This is a genomic window from Bradyrhizobium sp. AUGA SZCCT0160, assembly GCF_018130105.1.
Lineage (GTDB): Bacteria > Pseudomonadota > Alphaproteobacteria > Rhizobiales > Xanthobacteraceae > Bradyrhizobium.
The window spans coordinates 62,096-81,190 of record NZ_JAFCMD010000012.1 but is presented as its reverse complement, the minus strand read 5'-3'; the positions used below and the strand labels follow the sequence as shown (position 1 = coordinate 81,190).

Genomic DNA, 19,095 nt, shown 5'->3' with positions numbered 1-19,095 from the left:
ATAACCGAACGGTTCACCATGCCCGCAAACGAGCTCACGCGCGGAGCGATGACCGGCCTCAAGGTCGTCGATCTGTCGCGCGTGCTCGCCGGGCCACTGTGCACGCAGATGCTGGCCGATCATGGCGCCGATGTCGTCAAGATCGAGCCGCCGGCGGGGGATGAGACCCGTGGTCTCGGGCCGCCGTTCGATGCGGCCGGGCAGGCGGCGTATTTCAGCGCCGTCAACCGCGGCAAGCGCGGCATGGCGCTCGATCTCTCGCGCAGCGAGGGGCGCGCCGTGCTCGAAGCCCTATTAAAGGATGCGGACGTGCTGGTGGAGAATTTCCTGCCCGGCACCATGGAGCGCTGGGGCATCGGCTTTGATGTTTTGTCCACGCGCTTTCCGCGGCTGATCTACTGCGCCATCTCCGGCTTCGGCTCCGACGGGCCGCTCGGTGGGCTGCCCGGCTATGACGCGGTGCTGCAGGCGATGTGCGGGCTGATGAGCATCAACGGCACGCAGCAATCCGGCGCCACCCGCGTCGGTGTTCCCATTGTCGATTACGTCACCGGATACAATGCGCTCACCGGTGTGCTTCTGGCGCTGGCGGCGCGCGAGCGCACCGGGATGGGGCAGCGCGTCGAGGTGACGCTGTTCGACACCGCGCTCAATCTCCTGGTGCCGCACGCGGCCAACTGGCTCTGCTCGGACGTCGTGCCTGGCCGGCTCGGCAGCGCGCATCCCAACATCGCGCCTTACGACAAATTCGCCGCCAGCGATGGCGAGATATTCCTGGGTATTCTCAACGACGGCCAGTTCCGCCGTGTCTGCCAGAAGGTAGAGCGCAGCGATCTTCTCGACGATCCGCGTTTTCGCACCAATGCCGACCGGCTCAAGCACGTAGGATCCCTTCGCGCCGAACTCGAGCGCACGCTGGCCGGCTTCAAGTCCGACGATCTCTGCCGCGATTTGATGCGCGCGGGGGTGCCGGCGGGACCGGTGAACAATGTGGCGCAGGCGTTCGCGCAGCCGCATGTGGCACACCGCGACATGCTGGTCGAAAGCGAGGGCCACCGCGCACCCGGCATTCCCATAAAACTTGCGCAGACGCCCGGTGGCGCGGGACGGCGACCGCCCCGCTTCGGCGAACATGTCCACGACATACTGGCGGAAGCCGGATTCGATCAAATGGCCATCGACGGTTTGATCGAGACCGGCATCGTCTCACCCAACGACAAGAAGAGCTCATAACAAAAAACAAAATCATCTGGAGAGGAAACCATCATGCTGAAATCCGCAAAATGGGCCGCAGGATTGCTGGCTTTGCTATGGAGTTGCGCGGCAGTTGCGCAGTCCTATCCGTCGAGGCCGGTGCGGATCATCGTGCCGTATCAGGCGGGCCAGGGCACCGACGTGGTGGCAAGATACTTCGCCGACCATTTGTCGCGGACGATGGGCCAGCGGTTCTATGTCGAGAACAAGCCGGGCGCCGGCGGCAATATCGGCGCCGAGCAGGCGGCGCGTTCGGACGCTGACGGATACACGCTGATGATGGGCACCAATGCCACCCAGAGCATGAACGAGTTCATGTACGCATCGCCGGGATTCGATCCGGCCAAGGATTTTGCGCCGATCATCCTGGTGGGCAAGTTGCCCATGGTGCTCGCGGCCAATCCGTCGTTTTCAGGAAGTTCGCTGGCCGACCTGGTTGCCGCGGCCAAGGCGACGCCCGACAAGGTCGACATCGCGCTGCCGAGCACGACGGCCCGTATCGTCTTCGAGTTCCTCAAGGGGCGGAGCGGCGCGTCGTTGTTTTCGGTGCCCTACAAGGGATCGGCGACGGCGACGACGGATGTTCTCGGCGGCCAGGTGCCGCTGATCATCGACACGGTGACGGCGCTGCGCGGCCATGTCGCCGGCGGCAAGCTGAAGGCGCTCGGGATCACCTCGCTGAAATCGACCGAGCTGATGCCGGGTGTAAAGTCCATCGCCGAGCAGGGTGTAGCCGACTTCGAGGTGACCGCCTGGAACGCGTTCTATGCGCCGCGCGACACGCCGCAGCCGATCGTCGATCTCTTGAACAAGGAACTGGCCAAGGCGCTTGCCGAACCGGAAACGAAGAAGCGCCTGCTGGAACTCGGATTCGATCCCGGCGGCGGTACGCCCGCCGAGCTGACCCAGTTCGAGAAGCGGGAGCGGCTGAAGTGGGGGCCGCTGATCAAGGAAACCGGCCTGCAGGGCGGCTGAGCGATCGGCGGGTGAAGTCAGCGCTGACCGTCATGGACTGAAATCGCATCGGCCGACAATCCGCCGATGCGGGCGTGCGGCCGGCCGCCGGTTGCCATCACGAGGCCGAACGCGATTTCGTCGCGGCGTGGCGCGTCCCACATCGTCATCTCGGCGGTGCCGAAGTGGCTGCGCACATAGGCGGCGTTGATATGGCCGAGCGGCACCATCAGGCGGGTGCCGGGGCCGCCGATCGTCTTCGCCGCGGGAACGATGGCCTTGGGCTGGCCAAGCACCTCGCGCATGCCCTGGCCGCCGGCCTCGTGCCACACTGCGCCATGCTCCAACTCGCCGTCCTCGCCGACGACGATGCCCTTTCCATAGGCCTCAATCATCGCGCTGCCGCCGAGCCGCTCCATCAACCCGGCCGCGAGCTCGCGGCCGAGTTCGCGGAGCGACGCCTGAAACGGCATCAGATCCGGCTCATAGCGTCCGGCAAAGGGATTGCGGATCACTGCGATCGCCGTGCCGACGAGCAGCGGCGTTGCCAGCCGTGGCCCACGCTCGTGCCAGATCGTTTCGACGCTCAGCGACGTCTTGCGGATTTCATAGGCGGCGGACGATTGCGTCGTCATCGGTTCACTCGTCGACGACGGGATTGCGGAGCACACCGACCTGTTCGATCTCGACCTCGACGACGTCGCCGGGCTTGAGGAAGATCGGCGGCTTGCGCGTGAAGCCGACGCCGGCCGGCGTGCCTGTCGCGATGACGTCGCCCGGCACGAGGTCAAAGATGGTCGAGGAATATTCGATCAGCCGCGGGATCGAGAAGATCAGCATCGAGGTATTGCTCGATTGCACCGTTTCGCCATTGACGCGGGTTTCGAGCTTCAGATTGGTGGGATCGGCGATCTCGTCAGGCGTCACCAGCCATGGACCGAACGGGCCGGTGCCGACGAAATTCTTGCCGGACGCGATCTGCTGCGCATGCCGTTGCCAGTCGCGGACGCTGACGTCGTTGTAGATCGAATAGCCCGCGACGTGATTCCAGGCGTCGGCCTGGCTGATGTGGCGGGCGCCCTTGCCGATCACGACGGCGAGCTCGCCTTCCCAGTCCAGATTGTCGGAAACTTTTGGCCGGATCACCGGTGCGTTGTGCGCGACCTGCGAGCGCCAGACCCGCAGGAAGATCGGCGGAAATTCGGTGATCTCGCGCTTCATGCCGAACGCGACAGCCTCGTTGTGATGGTCGAGGTAGTTGCGCACGGCGCAGACGATCTTTTCCGGCCGCGGGATCACAGGCAGAAAACTGATCTCGCTCAGTTTCAGGTCCGGCTTGTGGGCGGCGGCGATCTGCTCCCGCTCGGCGAATTTCGCGCTGCCAATGAAATCCGCCAGCGTCCCGCCGAGCACCTTGCCGAGGTCGATGACCTCGTCGCCGCGCACGGCGCCCCATGTTTCGGTCTGCTGCCGCAGGAAAGATATGAGCTTCATGAACGTGATCCCTGGACCCTGATCTAAGATTTCCGTAAAAGACACTATTTTCGAAAATTAAACAAGCGGAATTCAATCCCGGCTCGGGAGCGCGCATTTCGGCGCGGTCGCCGAGGCCCGATCGGGTTCAATTCTGGCTGAACAGTTCCGAAGCGTATTTGATGACGTTGTCGGTGGTGGTCTGGATGTGCCTTGCGATCAGCTCGCAGGCGCGGTCGGCATCGCGGCCGACGGCGGCCTTCATCAGCGCACGGTGCTCGCCGGCCTTGTCGCGCGGACGTGGCCGGAACCTTGCCGAGATATTGCGATAGCGCTCGGCGCGTTCGAACAGCGATTGCCGGATGCCAAGCAGGGTTGGCGAGCCGCATGCCGCCACCAGGGATTCGTGAAACTCCCGGTGCGCCAGCTTCCATTCCGGATTGTCGGCGTAGTCCTCGACCTCGCGCCCCTCGATGATTCCAAGCCGGTGGATCGACGAAATAACCGCGATTTCCCAGTCATCATCGCCATTTTCGATCGAGCGGCGGATCAAATCGACCTCGATCAGGATGCGGGCACGGGTGAGATCGATCAGATCCGCGAGGCTGATCGGCGCCACCTTGAAGCCGCGCTGCTCCTCGGCCACCACCAGCCCCTCGGCCGCCAGACACGTCAGCGCCTCGCGCAGCGTCGTGAAGCTCGCGCCATAGGTCAGCCGCAGCGTATCGAATTTGAGCACCTCGCCGGGCCTGAGCCGGCAGGTCACGATCTCGTTTCGCATCCGGTGCGCGATGTCGGACGCGAGCGTCTTGCCGAATTCCTTTCGGCGCTTGAAGGCCGTCACGTTCATGGAATCGCTCTCCGATCGCCCTTCGAGTCTATCGAGGCGAGAATGCTGTTGCAATAATTTTCGTAAGCGGTAGTATTTTCGAAAATATGCTTGAGGACGGGTGGGGAGCGCGCATGAAGGCTGTCTTGGTACACCGCCCGGGAGGACCGGACGCCCTGCAATATCAGGACGTCCCGGAGCCAAAGCTCGCCGAGACCGACGTGCTGATCCGGGCCGAGACCTTCGGGGTCGGGCAGCCCGACAAGCTGATCCGCAGCGGCGTCTACAAATGGATGCCGCCGCTGCCGGCCAACCCCGGCAACGACGTGGCGGGCCGGATCGAGGCCGTCGGCAGCGGCGTGCGCAATATCAAAGTTGGGCAGAAGGTGCTGCTGAGCGCCCGCGATCTGGCGCAGCGCGGCGGCTGCTACGCCGAGTTGGTCGCAGCCCCGGCGGATGCCATTCATCTGCTGCCCGAGCAGGTTGATCTCGAGGCCGCGGTTTGCCTTGCCAATTACCAGGTGGCCTGGGCGCTGCTGAATGAATGCGGATCGGCGCGTCGGCCGAAATCGGTGCTCGTCATCGGCGCGGCCGGTGGCGTCGGCTCGTCGCTGGTGCAACTGGCAAAACTTGCAGGCATGACCGTGATCGGCACCGTCAGCTCGGAGGAGAAGGCGGTCTTCGCCAGTGCGATGGGCGCCGACGGCATCATCTACTACCGCGGCGAAGACGTCGTCGCGCGCGTGCGCGAACTGACCGACGGGCGCGGCGTCGATCTCGTGCTGGATCACGTCGGCGGTCCTGATTTCTTCAGCCATCTGCGCGCACTGGCCAAGTGGGGAACGGTGGTCTCCTACAACGCGTTCGACGGCCTGCCGACGCAGAACATGATGGAGGAGATGCGCAAGCATCTCGACGTCTGTCCGGCCATCCGCTGTTTCTCGTTTCACATCTACGACCACGACCGCGAAGGCCGCCGCGCGATCATGAAGCGCATGATCGGCCATCTCGCGGACGGCAGCATCAAGCCGGCGATCTTCGCCCGCTTCAAGCTGTCCGAAGTGCGGCAGGCGCACGAGCTGCTGGATTCGGGCAAGGCGCTCGGCAAGATCATCATGACGCGCGACTGACGGGGATGGTTACGATGATAAAGGTCAAACGCATCAGGCACGCGACGTTTGCGACGGCCGATATCGCACAGCAGATCGAATATTATCAGGCGATCATCGGGCTCGGTCTTGTCGAAAGGCAGGCCGGTCGCGCGCTGTTCGCCTCGGAGTCCGGCGAACTCACGCTGGTTCTGGAGCAGGATACGGCTTCATCCTGCAAGGCCATGGCGTTCGAGATAGCCCCCAATGTCGAACTCGGGGACGTCGGCAAGCAGCTTGGGGATCTCGGCATCAAATCCGAACTCCGCTCCGATTCGGTGCCGGGAATACCGCGCGCGCTGGTTTTCTCGGATGTCGACGGCCGCCAGATCGAGCTGTTCACGCAGTGGCAATTCACCCCGCCGAGCGAACAGGTGCGGGGCATCGTCGTCAGCAAACTCGGCCACATGGCGCTGTACGCGCCCGATCCGGACCGCACCGCAAAGTTCTATGCCGACGTTTTGGGTTTCCGCGATTCGGACCGGATCGAGGAAAACTTCGTCTTCATGCGCTGCGGTTTCGAGCATCACGCCATCAATTTTGCGCGCGGCACTGACGCGCGGCTGCACCACATGGCGTTCGAACTGCGCGATGCTTCCCACATGCAGCAGGCCTGCGACCTGCTCGGGCGCCGAAAAATCCCGCTGTTGTGGGGACCGGTGCGCCACGGCCCCGGCCACAACATCGCGACCTATCATCGCAATCCCGACGGCTATCTGATCGAGCTGTTCTACGACATGGACCGCATGACCGATGAAGAACTCGGTTACTTCGAACCGCGTCCCTGGCATCGCGACCGGCCGCAGCGTCCGAAGACCTGGATCGGATTGCCGCGCGACATCTGGGGCGTCGGCCCTTCGCCTGACGCGGCGGAGTTCTCGCCGAAGATGCGCGGCGGGAAGTAAGCGCGCGGACCTTCGACGGCTAACATCACAAATGATCGATATGGGGAGAGACGAAAATGGCGGGATCAACACGCAGTTCAGTTCGTCGTCATTCGTTCGGGCGACTGTTCGCGATGGTGTTCATCGCCACGATCGCGGGATCGATGTGCGCCGCCAGCGCCCAGGACTATCCGACCCGGCCGATCCGCCTTCTCCACGGTTTTGCCGCCGGCGGCGCCGCCGACACCCTGTCGCGCATTCTGGCGAACGGGCTTTCGAAACGGCTGGGCCAGCCGATCGTGATCGAGGCCAAGCCGGGCTCGGGCGGCAATCTCGCCGCGGCCCAGATCGCCAAGGCCGAGCCCGATGGCTACACGATCGGGCTCGTCACCGGCGCCCACGCCATATCGCCGGCACTCTACAAGTCGCTGCCCTACGATTCCGTCGAGAGCTTCGAGATGATTTCGACCGCCGTCTACTACGCGCTCGTGATCGCGGTTCGCGCCGATTACGAGGCCAAATCGCTTGGGGAATTGATCGCGCTTGCCCGGGCCAAGCCCGGCGAGCTCAATTACGCTTCCGTTGGATTTGGCAGCACCCACCATCTGGCCGGCGCGCTGCTGGAAACCACGGCCGGCATCAGGATGGTGCACGTTCCCTATCGCGGCGATTCGCTCACCGTCACCGCGCTGCTCGGCGGCGAGATTCCGATGATCGTGGGAACGCCGGTGCTGCTGGCGCCGCAGATCGAGAGCGGGGCCATTCGCGGGCTTGCCGTCACATCGCCTGCGCGCAGCAAGCTCCTGCCAAACGTTCCCACGGCCGATGAATCGGGCGTCAAGGGATTCGATGTGCGCACCTGGGCCGGCCTGCTGGCGCCGAAGGGCACACCGCCGGCGATCATCAAGCGCCTCAACAAGGCTGTTCTGGAAACCCTCGCCGATCCCGAAACCAGGGCGGCGCTGGAAACCGCGATCGGCGGCGAAGTGCAGGGCAGTACGCCGGAGGAGATGCGCGCGCTGATTCAATCGCAAATCGTAAAATGGGCCGACGTGATCAAGACAGCGAATATTCCCCGGCTGTGACGATCAAGGCATCGTCATGGCGGTCCTGCTTGCATTTCCGGCATGGTGAGCGGCCGAAAGCGCCTTTGTCGCTGCCGTCCTTTCGCGTATGTTTCCAAAGCGTTTTTGAGCGAAGTGGATACCGGTTCGCGTGAAAAAAAACGCGTCAAAACAAGAATCTGGAACATAATCGGTTCTGATTTCATCAGAACCGATTATGTTCCAAGAAACCACTCCGTCCTGAGAGGCCATGTGACTGCAACCAATCCTGCCGCGGGTAAACCGGTCGGTTCCGCTGATCTCGTCAATATTCCGCGCCTGATGACGGCCTATTTCGCCGGCAAGCCCGATCCGGCCGATCCCGCCCAGCGCGTCGCGTTCGGCACCTCGGGTCATCGCGGCACGTCGCTGAAAAACTCCTTCAACGAAAACCACATTCTGGCGACGACGCAGGCGATCTGCGATTATCGCCGCGAGACCGGGCTGACCGGCCCGCTGTTCATCGGCATCGACACCCACGCGCTGGCTGAATCAGCTCTGGTGAGCGCGGTGGAAGTGTTTGCCGCCAACGGCGTCGATATCATGATCGACGATCGCGGCGGCTACACGCCAACGCCGGTCATTTCGCACGCGATCCTGAGCTACAACAAGGGCCGGACGAGCGGCCTTGCCGACGGCGTCGTCATCACGCCGTCGCATAATCCACCCGAGGACGGCGGCTACAAATACAATCCGCCGCATGGCGGTCCGGCCGATACCGATGTCACGGCCAGGGTGGAAAAAGCCGCGAACGCCTTTATGGCGGCGGACATGAAGGGCGTGGCGCGGATGCCGTATGAACGCGCCCGCAAGGCGCCGACGACGCATCTGTATGATTATATCCGCCCCTATGTCGCCGATCTCGGCAATGCCGTTGATATGGCGCTGATCAAATCATCCGGCGTGAAAATTGGAATCGATCCGCTCGGCGGCGCCGCCGTGCATTACTGGCATCCGCTCATCGAGCATTACGGCATCAACGCCACGATCGTGAACGAAATCGTCGATCCCACCTTCCGCTTCATGACCGCGGACTGGGACGGCAAGATCCGGATGGACTGCTCCTCGCCTTACGCAATGGCGAGCCTGATCCAGATGCGCGACAGGTTCGACGTCGCCTTCGCCAACGATACCGACGCCGACCGCCACGGCATCGTCACGCGCACCGGCGGGTTGATGAACCCGAACCATTTTCTTGCGGCTGCGATCGCCTATCTGTTCGAGCACCGGCCGCAATGGGGCAGCGATGCCGCGATCGGCAAGACCATCGTCTCCAGTTCGATCATCGACCGCGTTGCGAAAAAGCTGAACCGCAAGCTGGTCGAAACTCCGGTCGGCTTCAAATGGTTCGTCGAGGGGCTCGGCAGCGGCGCATTCGGTTTTGCCGGCGAGGAAAGCGCCGGCGCCTCGTTCCTCAAACGCGACGGATCGGTGTGGACCACCGACAAGGACGGCGTCGTGATGGGGCTGCTGGCGGCCGAAATCCTCGCCAAGACCGGCCGCAATCCCAGTGAGCTGTTTGCGGGACTGACCGCCGAACTCGGCACGCCCGTCTATGCGCGGATCGACGTGCCGGCGACGCCGAAGCAGAAGAACGCGCTCAAGGCACTCGGGCCGGAACAACTCGGGCTGAAGGAAATGGCCGGTGATCCGGTGACGGCGATCCGAACCAAGGCGCCCGGCAACGATCAGCCGTTCGGCGGCATCAAGGTCGAGACCGATCAGGGCTGGTTCGCGGCACGGCCGTCGGGCACCGAAGACGTCTACAAGATCTATGCCGAGAGTTTTCGCGACAAGGATCATCTCGGCAAGATCCAGAGCGACGCCAGGGCCGCGATCGCGAAGGCGTTCTGACGAAGCAGCGTCAAAGCAGCCTCCTCGCTGTTAAGTCCACGGCTGAGGCAGGTTGCTCCTGCGCGTGTGCGCTGCCCGAGGCTTGGTTTTTCTCGCAGAGGCCCATGCCGATCGCGCTGTTGCCAAACGAATTCCTAGCTGCTTCGCTCCTTGCAACGACGGTTGTCAACTTACCGCGCCAGGGAGGATCACGTGACGCACAAGGGCATGGTCGTAACTCCGCAACCCGAGGCCACCGAGGCGGGCAGGGACATCCTCGTCGCCGGCGGCAATGCCATCGACGCGGCCATCGCGGCCGCGCTGGTTCAGACCGTCGTTGACCCCATGATGTGCGGCATTGCCGGCTTCGGAAGCCTGGCCGCCTATTTCCCGTCGAAGAAGGTGCATAGCTACTACGATTTCCATGCCCCTGCGCCATCAGCCGTACGGCCTGACATGTGGCAGGACCTGATCGAGAGCGAAGCGCGTGACGGATACGGATTCATTCTCAAAGGCAATGTGAACGATATCGGTTATCAATCGATCTGCGTTCCTTCCTCGCTCAGGGCCTTTGCCGACGCGCACCGTGATCTCGGCAAACTGCCTTGGGCCGAACTGTTTGGCCCGGCCATTGATTACGCCGAAAGCGGCTGGAACGTTCGGCCGCATGTCCACACCTGGTGGTCGGAAGAAGGAACGATGGGGCGGGTGGGCAACGCCAATCGAATTTCATTCGTCCCGTCGGCCAAGGCGCTTTATTGCAGGCCGGACGGATCGCCGAAGCGGGTGGGAGACCGCGTCGTCAATCGGGACTATGCAAACGTGCTGCGGACGATCGCGAAGGATGGGCCTGACGCATTCTTTCGCGGCGAGATCGCCGATGCCATCGACGCGGACATGCGGGCTAACGGCGGTCTGTTGCGCCGCTCTGATCTCGAGAAGCTGCAAACCGTAAGGAACAAACCGCTCTCCGCCACCTATCGAAACGCACGGGTGACGACAAATCAGGCGCCGGGCGGCGGCATCATGCTGCTGGAGATGCTTCGCACGCTCGAGAATTTCGACCTGAAGTCCATCGGTCATAACAGCGTCGAATACATTCGCATCGTTGCCGAAGCCATGAAAGCCGCAACACGCGACAAGGATCTGTTTATCGGCGATCCTTCCTTCGTCGATGTTCCGACCGATCGCCTGATCTCGAAGGAGCACTGCGCCGAAATCGCCGACGGCATCAAGCGTGGCGACAAGGTCAGCGTGGTCAGGCTCAATGCCGGCCTCCCGAGCAAGGATACGACGCAGGTTTCGATATGCGATGCCGACGGCAACTGCATCTCGATGACCCATTCGCTTGGCTTGCCGTCTGGCGTGATCACTGAGGGGCTGGGCTTCATGTACAATGGATGCATGGGCGTCTTTGATTCCAGGCCCGGGCGCGCCGGCTCGCTGGCGCCGGGAAAGGCGAGGTTCTCTTCCATTTGCCCGTCGATCGTCTTCAGGGATGACAAGCCCGTCCTGGTGATCGGTGCACCTGGTGCGACCCAGATCGCCATGGGTGTGCTCCAGGTATCGCTGAACGTCCTCGACTTCGAAATGTCGATTCTGGAGGCGGTCTCAACGCCGCGCTTTTCGGCGACCAGCGATATCATCGATCTCTCGAACCGGATTCCGCGCTCTACCGAGCGGGCGCTGAATGGGCTCGGATATCAGACGGTACGATCCGCACTTAGCCACACATTCGGCTGGGTACACGGTATCAAGATTTCTCCTCAGGGGATGGAAGGTGGCGCCGATCCGGCAACCGACGGTATGGCGCTTACGGCTGGCTGAACGGTGGCTTCGTCCCGGTTACGTATAAGCCGGTACTTCCTTCCCTTCTCCCCTTGTGGGAGAAGGTGGCGCGCGTAGCGCGCCGGATGAGGGGTCTCTATCCGCGGAAACAGACCCCTCACCCGTCACGAACGCTTCGCGTCCGTGCCACCCTAAGAGCGAGCTTCGCTCGCCTCGGCTCCCACAAGGGGAGAGGAGACTTTCTGTTTTAAAGGCGTTTCTCCAATGGCTGATCTCCACGGCGTCTTTCCTTACCTCGTTTCCCCGATCGATCCCGAAGGCGACATCCGCACCGACGTGCTCAGCCGCCTCTGCGACGATCTGATCAAATCAGGCGTGCACGGCCTGACGCCGCTCGGCTCGACCGGCGAGTTCGCCTATCTCAACCAGGCGCAGCGCACCGCCGTGGTGCAGACCACGATCGAGGCCGCCGCGGGCCGCGTGCCCGTCATTGCCGGCGTCGCCTCGACCTCGACGGCGGATGCGGTGGCGCAGGCAAGAGCGTACCAGAAGCTCGGCGCAGACGGGATCCTCGCGATCCTGGAAGCGTATTTTCCGATCTCGGACGCGCAGGTGGAATCCTACTTCCGCGCCATTGCCGATGCGGTCGAGATTCCCGTCGTGATCTACACCAACCCGCAATTCCAGCGCTCCGATCTGACCCTCGACGTGATCGAGCGCCTCTCTGCCCATCCGCGCATCGGCTACATCAAGGACGCCTCGACCAACACCGGGCGGCTGCTGTCGATCATGAACCGCTGCGGCGAGAGCATCAAAGTGTTCTCGGCCTCGGCCCACATTCCGGCGGCGGTGATGCTGATCGGCGGCCTCGGCTGGATGGCCGGCCCGGCCTGCATCATCCCGCGCCAGAGCGTCGAGCTCTACAACCTCTGCCACGCCAAGCGCTGGGACGAGGCGCTGACGCTGCAGCGCAAGCTGTGGCGCATCAACGAAGCTTTTGCGCGATTCAACCTCGCCGCCTGCATCAAGGCCGGCCTGGAAATCCAGGGCTACGCGGTGGGCGATCCCGTTCCACCGCAGGCCGCGCTGACGGCGGAGCAGCGCAAGGTGGTGGAAGCGGCGCTGCGGGATGTTGGATAGTTGGATTGCGCTCTCTCCCCGTCATTGCGAGCGCAGCGAAGCAATCCATGGCGCGCCCAGCCGAGGAATGGACTGCTTCGTCGCTTCGCTCCTCGCAATGACAGTGGTGCGACAAAATAACCCGACGGGCAAATCAGTTCCGAATTACAGAAATCGTGTCAAGTCATAAAATTCCGAAAATCGAAAATATTCTTGTTGTCATCCACCCCAAATCAGTGCGCATCTATCGCCATCCCGTCCTATCAAGAGGGGCGTCGGCCGTCGTCACGACGAGGGGCGGGTTGCGGTGGACGCTGAGGTTGCGATTGACGGTCGCGGCTGAGGCGTACGGCGAAAGCGTGTGGTCCTGGCGCCCGTAACGGCGTCAAGCCTTAAGGGAGCTAACGCTTCCGAGGGGCGACGGTGGCAATAGAGGCCGTCTCACCGGGGAGAGCGCGTCATAAGCCGTAAAGCCATTGCGCAGGGAAGGCTGGGTGTTCTCCGCTGCCCTGTATGCTCGTGTGCAGCTTTCTTAGCACAATTCGCACACGAGACCGCGGGTGCAGCGCGCACCCGGCCTTCCCTGCGCCCTCTGATTTCGAGGGCGAACGATTTCAAGCATAGCTCGGGCGCATCGCGTCGCGAGATCGCAGCTACATATTCAGTGTCATCGCCCGGCTTGACCGGGCGACCCAGTATTCCAGAGACGCCGATGATTGAACCGAGAAGCCGCGGCGTACTGGGTCCCCCGCTTTCGCGGAGGACGACACCATTTTTGGAGCCGCAGTGCATGACAGCATTGCCTATTTCCCAGGCGCTTCCATAGGGTTGGCTCGCACCCTATCTATCGGCTAGAACCCACCCAACTTTTGCGAAGAAAATCGAAGGACCAACTGATGAACATTCTTCCCGGCAATATGCGTTTTGGTGCGGGCCAGCCGGTCAAGCGTTTGGAAGATCAGAGACTGCTCACCGGGAAGGGGCAGTTCATCGACGACAGGCCGGAGGAGGGTGCGCTGTGGCTGCACGTGCTGCGCTCGCCGCATGCCCACGCCAAAATCGTCGCGATCGATACCAGGGCCGCGGCCGAGCTGCCCGGCGTCGAAGCCATCTATACCGGCGCCGACCTGGTCAGGGACGATATCGGCACCATCCCGACGCTGGCGATCTTCAAGCGGCCAGACGGCTCGCCGATGACGGTGCCGCCGCGGCGGCTGCTGGCGCATGAGATCGTGCGCTTTGCCGGCGAGCCGGTCGCAGCCGTGGTCGCGACCTCGCGCGTGCTGGCGCAGAACGCGGCGGAAGCGATCGCGGTCGATTACGAGGTGCTGCCGTCGGTGGTCGATCCCGTCGAGGCGGTCAAGCCGGGCGCGCCTGTGGTCTGGCCTGAGGCGCCCGACAACATCGTCGGAGCCATGAGCTATGGCGATGCCGCCAAGGTCGAAGCGGCCTTCGCCAGCGCCGCGTATACCGTGTCGCTCGATCTGGTCAGCCAGCGGCTGATCCCCTCCGCGATGGAGCCGCGCTCGACCATTGCCGAGATCGACAAGGCCGGCCGGCTGATCCTGCACGTCCAATCGCAGACCCCTGGCTCGACCCGCGACCTGCTCGCCGAATCGATCCTGAAGCGGCCGAAGGAAAGCGTCCGCGTGCTGGTCGGCGATATCGGCGGCGGCTTTGGGCAGAAGACCAGCCTTTATCCAGAAGACGGCGTGGTGGCCTATGCCGCCACAAAGCTCGGCAAGAAAATCCGCTGGCGCGGCGACCGCACCGATGAATTCGTCGGCGGCACCCATGGCCGCGATCTCACCTCGACCGGCGAATTCGCGCTCGACGCCAAGGGCCGCGTGCTGGCCTATCGCGTGCGCTCGATCGGCGGCACCGGCGCCTACAGCAGCGGGGCCGGCAACATCATTCCGCTGGTGCTCGGGCCGTTCGTGCAGACCGGCGTCTATGATCTGCCGCTGGTGCATTTCGAAGTCCAATCCGTGATGACCAACACCGCGCCCGTTGGCGCCTACCGCGGCGCGGGCCGGCCGGAAGCCGTGTTCATCGTCGAGCGGCTGATGGACGCCGCCGCGCGCCAGATCGGGATGGACCCGCGCGCCATCCGCAAGGTCAATTACATCAAGCCGGCGCAATTGCCCTACACCAACGCCGCCGGCCAGGTGTACGATTCCGGCGCGTTCGCGCACATGATGCAGCGCGCCTCCGATCTCGCCGATTGGGACGGTTTTAACGCGCGCAAGAAGGCCGCAAAGAAGAAGGGCCTGCTCTACGGCCGCGGCCTCACCAGCTACATCGAATGGACCGGCGGGCGCGCGCACACCGAAAAGGTCTCACTGCACGCGACGGCCGAGGGCCGCATCATCCTGCATTCCGGCACCATGGCGATGGGGCAGGGCCTGCAGACCACCTACACCCAGATGGTGTCGGATACGCTCGGCATTCCCATGGACAAGATCGACGTCGTGCAGGGCGACACCGACCTCGCCACCGGTTTCGGCAGCGTCGGGTCGCGATCGCTGTTCGTCGGCGGCACCGCGGTGGCGGTTTCCACCAACGACATGATCAACAAGGCGCGCGAGAAGGCGTCGAATGTGCTGGAGACTTCGGTCGAGGACATCGAATATCACGGTGGCTTTCTCACGGTGGTCGGCACCGACAGGCGCATCAGCCTTTTCGAGATCGCGAAGAAGGAAGACGGCGCGCGGCTTAGCGTCGACAGCGAGGGCGAAGTCGACGGCCCGAGCTGGCCGAACGGCACGCATATCTGCGAGGTCGAGATCGATCCGGAAACCGGCGTCAGCAAAGTGGTGCGCTACACCACGGTCGACGACGTCGGCATCGCCGTCAATCCGATGTTGGTGACCGGCCAGGTGCATGGCGGCGTCGCGCAGGGCATCGGACAGGCGCTGTATGAGGGCGTGTCCTACAACGAGGAAGGACAATTGCTGACCGCGAGCTATCAGGATTACTGCGTGCCGCGCGCCGACGACATCCCGCCGATCGAGGTGACGCTGGATGATTCCGCGCCGTGCCGCACCAATCCGCTCGGCGCCAAAGGCTGCGGCGAATCTGGCGCCATCGGCGGCCCGCCCTGCATCACCAACGGCGTAATGGATGCGCTCAGCGAACTCGGCATCAAGCAGCTCAACACACCGCTGACGCCGGCCAAGGTCTGGCAAGCGATCAGGGATGCGCGGGTGGGGGTGTAACGGCAGAAAGGTCGTCATGCCCGGGCTTGTCCCGGGCATCCACGTCTTCACGGTGTATGAGCAAGCAAAGACGTGGATGGCCGGGTCAAGCCCGGCCATGACGATAAACTTTCAAGCTGCGACTCAAAGCAGCACGCCTCAAAAATCGGCACCCCGCACCGTTGCGAGAATCCGCCGAATCAAGCCCAATGAGCCCAGCAAGAAGCAGGAACGTAATCAGACTCTCGGGGGCGATCCGATGTCGGTTGAAGGTGCGATGCGGGCACTGTCTGCGCGTGTGATCGTCGTCGGCAATGAAAAAGGCGGATCAGGAAAATCCACCGTCGCCATGCACATCGCGATCGCCCTGATCAAGTCGGGACAGGCCGTCGCCACCATCGATCTCGATACCAGGCAGAAGAGCCTCACCCATCACATCGAGAACCGCCGCGCCTGGGCGCGTCATGTCGGCCGCGACCTCGGCATGCCCCAGCATTTTTGCTTCCAGCAACTCGATTATCCCTCGGCCGATGAACAGGCCGCCGGCTGCCGGGCGCTGGAGAAGACCGTCGAGACGCTCGCCGGCCGCTACGGCGTCGTCATCATCGATACCCCCGGTCACGACGATTATCTGACGCATGTCGCGCATGCGATGGCGGACACGCTGATCACGCCGCTCAATGACAGCTTCGTCGATCTCGACGTGCTCGGCACCGTCGATCCCGAATCCTTCCGCGTCACCGGCACCAGTCATTATGCCGAGATGGTGGAGGAAGCGCGCGGCAGGCGCCGCGTGCGCTATCTCGGCGTCACCGACTGGATCGTGCTGCGCAACCGGCTCTCCACGCTCGGCTCGCGCAACAAGCGCCTCGTGGGCGAGAGCATCCAGCAGCTGTCGCAGCGGCTGAACTTCCGCTGCATCGACGGCCTCGCCGAACGGGTGATTTTTCGCGAGTTCTATCCGCGGGGCCTGACCGCCGTCGATGATCTCGACGAGATCACGCTCGGTAGCCGCCCCACCATGTCGCACGTCACCGCGCGGCTGGAGATGCTGAAACTGCTCACGGCGATCGGATTGGGTAACGCTGTCACAGCCCATGAGATTGTGGGCCGTAGGCGGGAAGTGGCCTGATCGTCCTACAATCCCAGCACCATCTTGGCGATAATATCGCGCTGGATTTCCGACGAGCCGCCGAAGATCGTATACGCCCGGCTGTTGAGATATTCCGGCACTACCGGCAGCATCTCCTCGGGAATCCCCGGCGCCTCGTTGAGCTTGTAGAACGGCCGCATCGGTTCGACATAGAGGCCGTCATGGCCGATCACATCGACACCGAGGCGCGTAACGGCCTGGCGGATTTCGCTGTTGCGCAACTTCAGCAGCGAGGACACCGCGCCGGGATTCTGACCGGTCTGCAGCGCCGACAGCACGCGCAGCTCGGTCATCTCGAGCGTGTCGATATCGACCTCGATCTCGGACATGCGCATCGAAATATCGGGATCGTCGATGGCGCGGCCGGTAGCCTCGGATTCGGCGAGGTCGGATACCGTCTTCAGCGCCTCGCGCAATTTCGCCGAGGCGATGCCGGAGCCGCGCTCGAACTCGAGCAGGTATTTTCCGTAAGTCCAGCCCTTGCCTTCCTCGCCGACCCGGTTGGCGACGGGCACGCGGACGTCGTCGAAGAACACCTGGTTGACCTCGTGGTCGCCGCCGATCGTGAGGATCGGGCGGGTGGTGATGCCCGGGCTCTTCATGTCGATCAGGATGAAGGAGATGCCGTCCTGCTGCCGCTCGGTCTCGTTGGTGCGCACCAATGCGAACATGCGGTTGGCGTGATGGGCATGCGTGGTCCAGATCTTGGTGCCGTTGATGATGTAGTCATCGCCGTCGCGCACCGCGCGGGTTTTCAGCGAGGCGAGATCGGAGCCGGAGCCGGGCTCGGAATAGCCCTGGCACCAGTAATCCTCGCCGGAGCGAATCCGCGGCAAATAGAAATTCTGCTGCTCAGGCGAGCCGAAGCCGATGATGACAGGCCCGACCATCTTGACGCCCATCACGTTGACATTGGGCGCACCGGCACGGGCGCATTCGGCTTCAAAAATCCAGCGCTGCGCCGGCGTCCAGTCCGGCCCGCCATGCTCGACCGGCCATCCCGGCGCGCCCCAGCCCTTGGCGTGCAGCGCCTTTTGCCAGGCGATGCCGATATCCGGATCGGAAAACACCGATGGAGTCAGCGACTGCGCGTGCTTCATTTCCGCCGGCAGATTCTGCGCGATGAAGTCGCGGACTTCCCGTTCGAAGGCGCGCTCCTCGGCGCTGAAGGTGAGATCCATGGTGCGCTCCCGCTAGGCTTGAATGGACTTCTAAGTGTGAAGAGTCTTGCCGCCGAGGGCGGCGTGGCGGCGATAATGATGGGCGCTGCCGCCGAACAACGTGTCGAAAGCGAGCAGCCGCTTGAAGTAGGAGCCGATGTCGAGCTCTTCGGTGACGCCCATCGCGCCATGCAGCTGCACGGATTGTTCGGCGACGAAGCGGGCGCATTTGCCGATCTTGGCCTTGGCGCCCGACGCGGCACGCCCGCGCGCGACAGGTTCGGCATCGATCATCAGCGCGGCGCGCAGCGCCATCGAGCGGGCCTCGTCGCAGTTCATCGCCATGTCGGCGAGCCGATGGCGGATCACCTGGTTGGCGGACAGCGGCCGGCCGAACTGTTTTCGAATTTTGGTATATTCGAGCGTCTGATCCAGCAGCGTCTGCATGATGCCGACGGCTTCCGCGCCGAGCGCCGCCATCGCGCGGTCGACCACCGCCTCGATAACAGGCAGCGCGTCGCCGCCGTCGCCGAGCTGGGCATCGGCGCCCACATGAACGCCGCGAAATTCGAGGTTGCTCGCGCGCCCGCCGCCGAGTCGCGGAAAATCGCGCTTGCCGAGGCCGGCCGCATCTGCCGGCACCAGGAACAGGCAGAGGTCGCCCACGCCATTGTCGTCGGCGACCTGCGCCGAAACAATAATCTGCCCGGCGGCATTGCCGTCGAGCACCGCGGTCTTCCGGCCATCGATCCGCCAGCCGTTGGGCGTCTTCCAGGCCGTCGTCGCGACTTTGGCAAGGTTAAACCGCGCCGCGCGTTCCGAATGCGCGAACGCCAGATACAGCGAACCGTCGGCGACCTTGGGCAGCAGCGCCTGCTTCTGCGCCTCACTGCCGCATGCACCGATCAGCCCGGCGCCAATCACCACCGTCGAGAGATAGGGTTCAGACACCAGTCCCCGACCAAAGGCTTCCATCAGGATGCCGATCTCGACCGCGCCGCCGCCGAGCCCGCCATGATCCTCGGCGATCGGCAGTGCCAGCCAACCGAGTTCGGCGAACTGTTTCCAGATTTCGGCGCTGAAGCCGAGCGGATCGTTCGCCACCCGGCGGCGATGGTCGGCGTTGCACGTCTCGACAACAAACCGTTCGGCACTCTCACGCAGCATCCGCTGCTCGTCGCTCAGGGTAAGGTCCATATG

The 19,095-nt window shown here is 63.4% G+C and carries 15 protein-coding genes; 10 read left to right on the top strand and 5 right to left on the bottom strand.

The genetic code is table 11. The annotated features are described in order from the left end of the window. Positions 1–18: 18 nt before the first annotated feature. Together JQ558_RS20055 and JQ558_RS20050 are read left to right on the top strand one after the other, a co-directional pair. The gene (locus tag JQ558_RS20055; protein WP_212294660.1) at positions 19–1,233 is read left to right on the top strand and encodes a CaiB/BaiF CoA-transferase family protein; all 1,215 of its coding nucleotides are present in this window, start codon (positions 19–21) and stop codon (positions 1,231–1,233) included. Between the two features lie 33 nt (positions 1,234–1,266). Beyond that, on the top strand, positions 1,267–2,229 hold the full coding sequence (locus JQ558_RS20050) for a tripartite tricarboxylate transporter substrate binding protein (protein WP_212207797.1): 963 nt from the start codon (positions 1,267–1,269) through the stop codon (positions 2,227–2,229). 17 nt (positions 2,230–2,246) lie between these two features. On the opposite strand, the gene JQ558_RS20045 is transcribed toward JQ558_RS20050, so the two are convergent. From JQ558_RS20045 to JQ558_RS20035, 3 genes are all read right to left on the bottom strand, one after another. Beyond that, positions 2,247–2,843 (bottom strand): amino acid synthesis family protein, encoded by a 597-nt coding sequence (locus JQ558_RS20045; protein ID WP_212294659.1) that lies wholly within the window; start codon positions 2,841–2,843, stop codon positions 2,247–2,249. 4 nt (positions 2,844–2,847) lie between these two features. Further along, positions 2,848–3,702, bottom strand: a complete 855-nt coding sequence (locus tag JQ558_RS20040; RefSeq protein WP_212294658.1) for a fumarylacetoacetate hydrolase family protein — start codon at positions 3,700–3,702, stop codon at positions 2,848–2,850. A gap of 127 nt (positions 3,703–3,829) precedes the next feature. Further along, entirely contained in the window at positions 3,830–4,531 is a 702-nt protein-coding gene (locus tag JQ558_RS20035) for a GntR family transcriptional regulator (RefSeq protein WP_212294657.1), read from the bottom strand. A gap of 113 nt (positions 4,532–4,644) precedes the next feature. Here JQ558_RS20035 and JQ558_RS20030 point away from each other — a divergent pair, with 113 nt between their 5' ends. The 8 genes from JQ558_RS20030 to JQ558_RS19995 all read left to right on the top strand — a co-directional run bounded on the left by JQ558_RS20030 (position 4,645) and on the right by JQ558_RS19995 (position 16,714). After that, on the top strand, positions 4,645–5,640 hold the full coding sequence (locus tag JQ558_RS20030; protein ID WP_212294656.1) for a zinc-dependent alcohol dehydrogenase family protein: 996 nt from the start codon (positions 4,645–4,647) through the stop codon (positions 5,638–5,640). A gap of 14 nt (positions 5,641–5,654) precedes the next feature. After that, complete coding sequence (locus JQ558_RS20025; RefSeq protein ID WP_249142550.1) at positions 5,655–6,563, top strand: VOC family protein; 909 nt, start codon at positions 5,655–5,657, stop codon at positions 6,561–6,563. A 56-nt stretch (positions 6,564–6,619) separates the two neighbouring features. Next, complete coding sequence (locus tag JQ558_RS20020) at positions 6,620–7,627, top strand: tripartite tricarboxylate transporter substrate binding protein (RefSeq protein ID WP_249142549.1); 1,008 nt, start codon at positions 6,620–6,622, stop codon at positions 7,625–7,627. A 231-nt stretch (positions 7,628–7,858) separates the two neighbouring features. Beyond that, positions 7,859–9,499 carry a phosphoglucomutase (alpha-D-glucose-1,6-bisphosphate-dependent) gene (gene pgm, locus JQ558_RS20015; RefSeq protein ID WP_212294654.1) on the top strand — a complete coding sequence of 547 codons (1,641 nt, stop codon included), beginning with the start codon at positions 7,859–7,861 and terminating at the stop codon, positions 9,497–9,499. Positions 9,500–9,691: 192 nt separating this feature from the next. Further along, a complete protein-coding gene (ggt, locus tag JQ558_RS20010) occupies positions 9,692–11,305 on the top strand; it encodes a gamma-glutamyltransferase (RefSeq protein WP_312015008.1) in 1,614 nt (537 codons plus the stop codon). A 225-nt stretch (positions 11,306–11,530) separates the two neighbouring features. After that, positions 11,531–12,406, top strand: coding sequence for a dihydrodipicolinate synthase family protein (locus JQ558_RS20005; RefSeq protein ID WP_212294653.1), 876 nt, complete (start codon positions 11,531–11,533; stop codon positions 12,404–12,406). Between the two features lie 875 nt (positions 12,407–13,281). Beyond that, a complete protein-coding gene (locus JQ558_RS20000; protein WP_212294652.1) occupies positions 13,282–15,603 on the top strand; it encodes a xanthine dehydrogenase family protein molybdopterin-binding subunit in 2,322 nt (773 codons plus the stop codon). A 238-nt stretch (positions 15,604–15,841) separates the two neighbouring features. Continuing rightward, positions 15,842–16,714 (top strand): division plane positioning ATPase MipZ, encoded by an 873-nt coding sequence (locus JQ558_RS19995; RefSeq protein WP_212294651.1) that lies wholly within the window; start codon positions 15,842–15,844, stop codon positions 16,712–16,714. A gap of 5 nt (positions 16,715–16,719) precedes the next feature. Here the strand turns inward: JQ558_RS19995 and JQ558_RS19990 are convergent, their stop codons facing one another. Together JQ558_RS19990 and JQ558_RS19985 are read right to left on the bottom strand one after the other, a co-directional pair. After that, positions 16,720–17,916 (bottom strand): acyl-CoA dehydrogenase family protein, encoded by a 1,197-nt coding sequence (locus JQ558_RS19990; protein ID WP_212294650.1) that lies wholly within the window; start codon positions 17,914–17,916, stop codon positions 16,720–16,722. 30 nt (positions 17,917–17,946) lie between these two features. Further along, positions 17,947–19,092, bottom strand: coding sequence for an acyl-CoA dehydrogenase family protein (locus JQ558_RS19985; RefSeq protein WP_212294649.1), 1,146 nt, complete (start codon positions 19,090–19,092; stop codon positions 17,947–17,949). Positions 19,093–19,095: the final 3 nt, after the last annotated feature.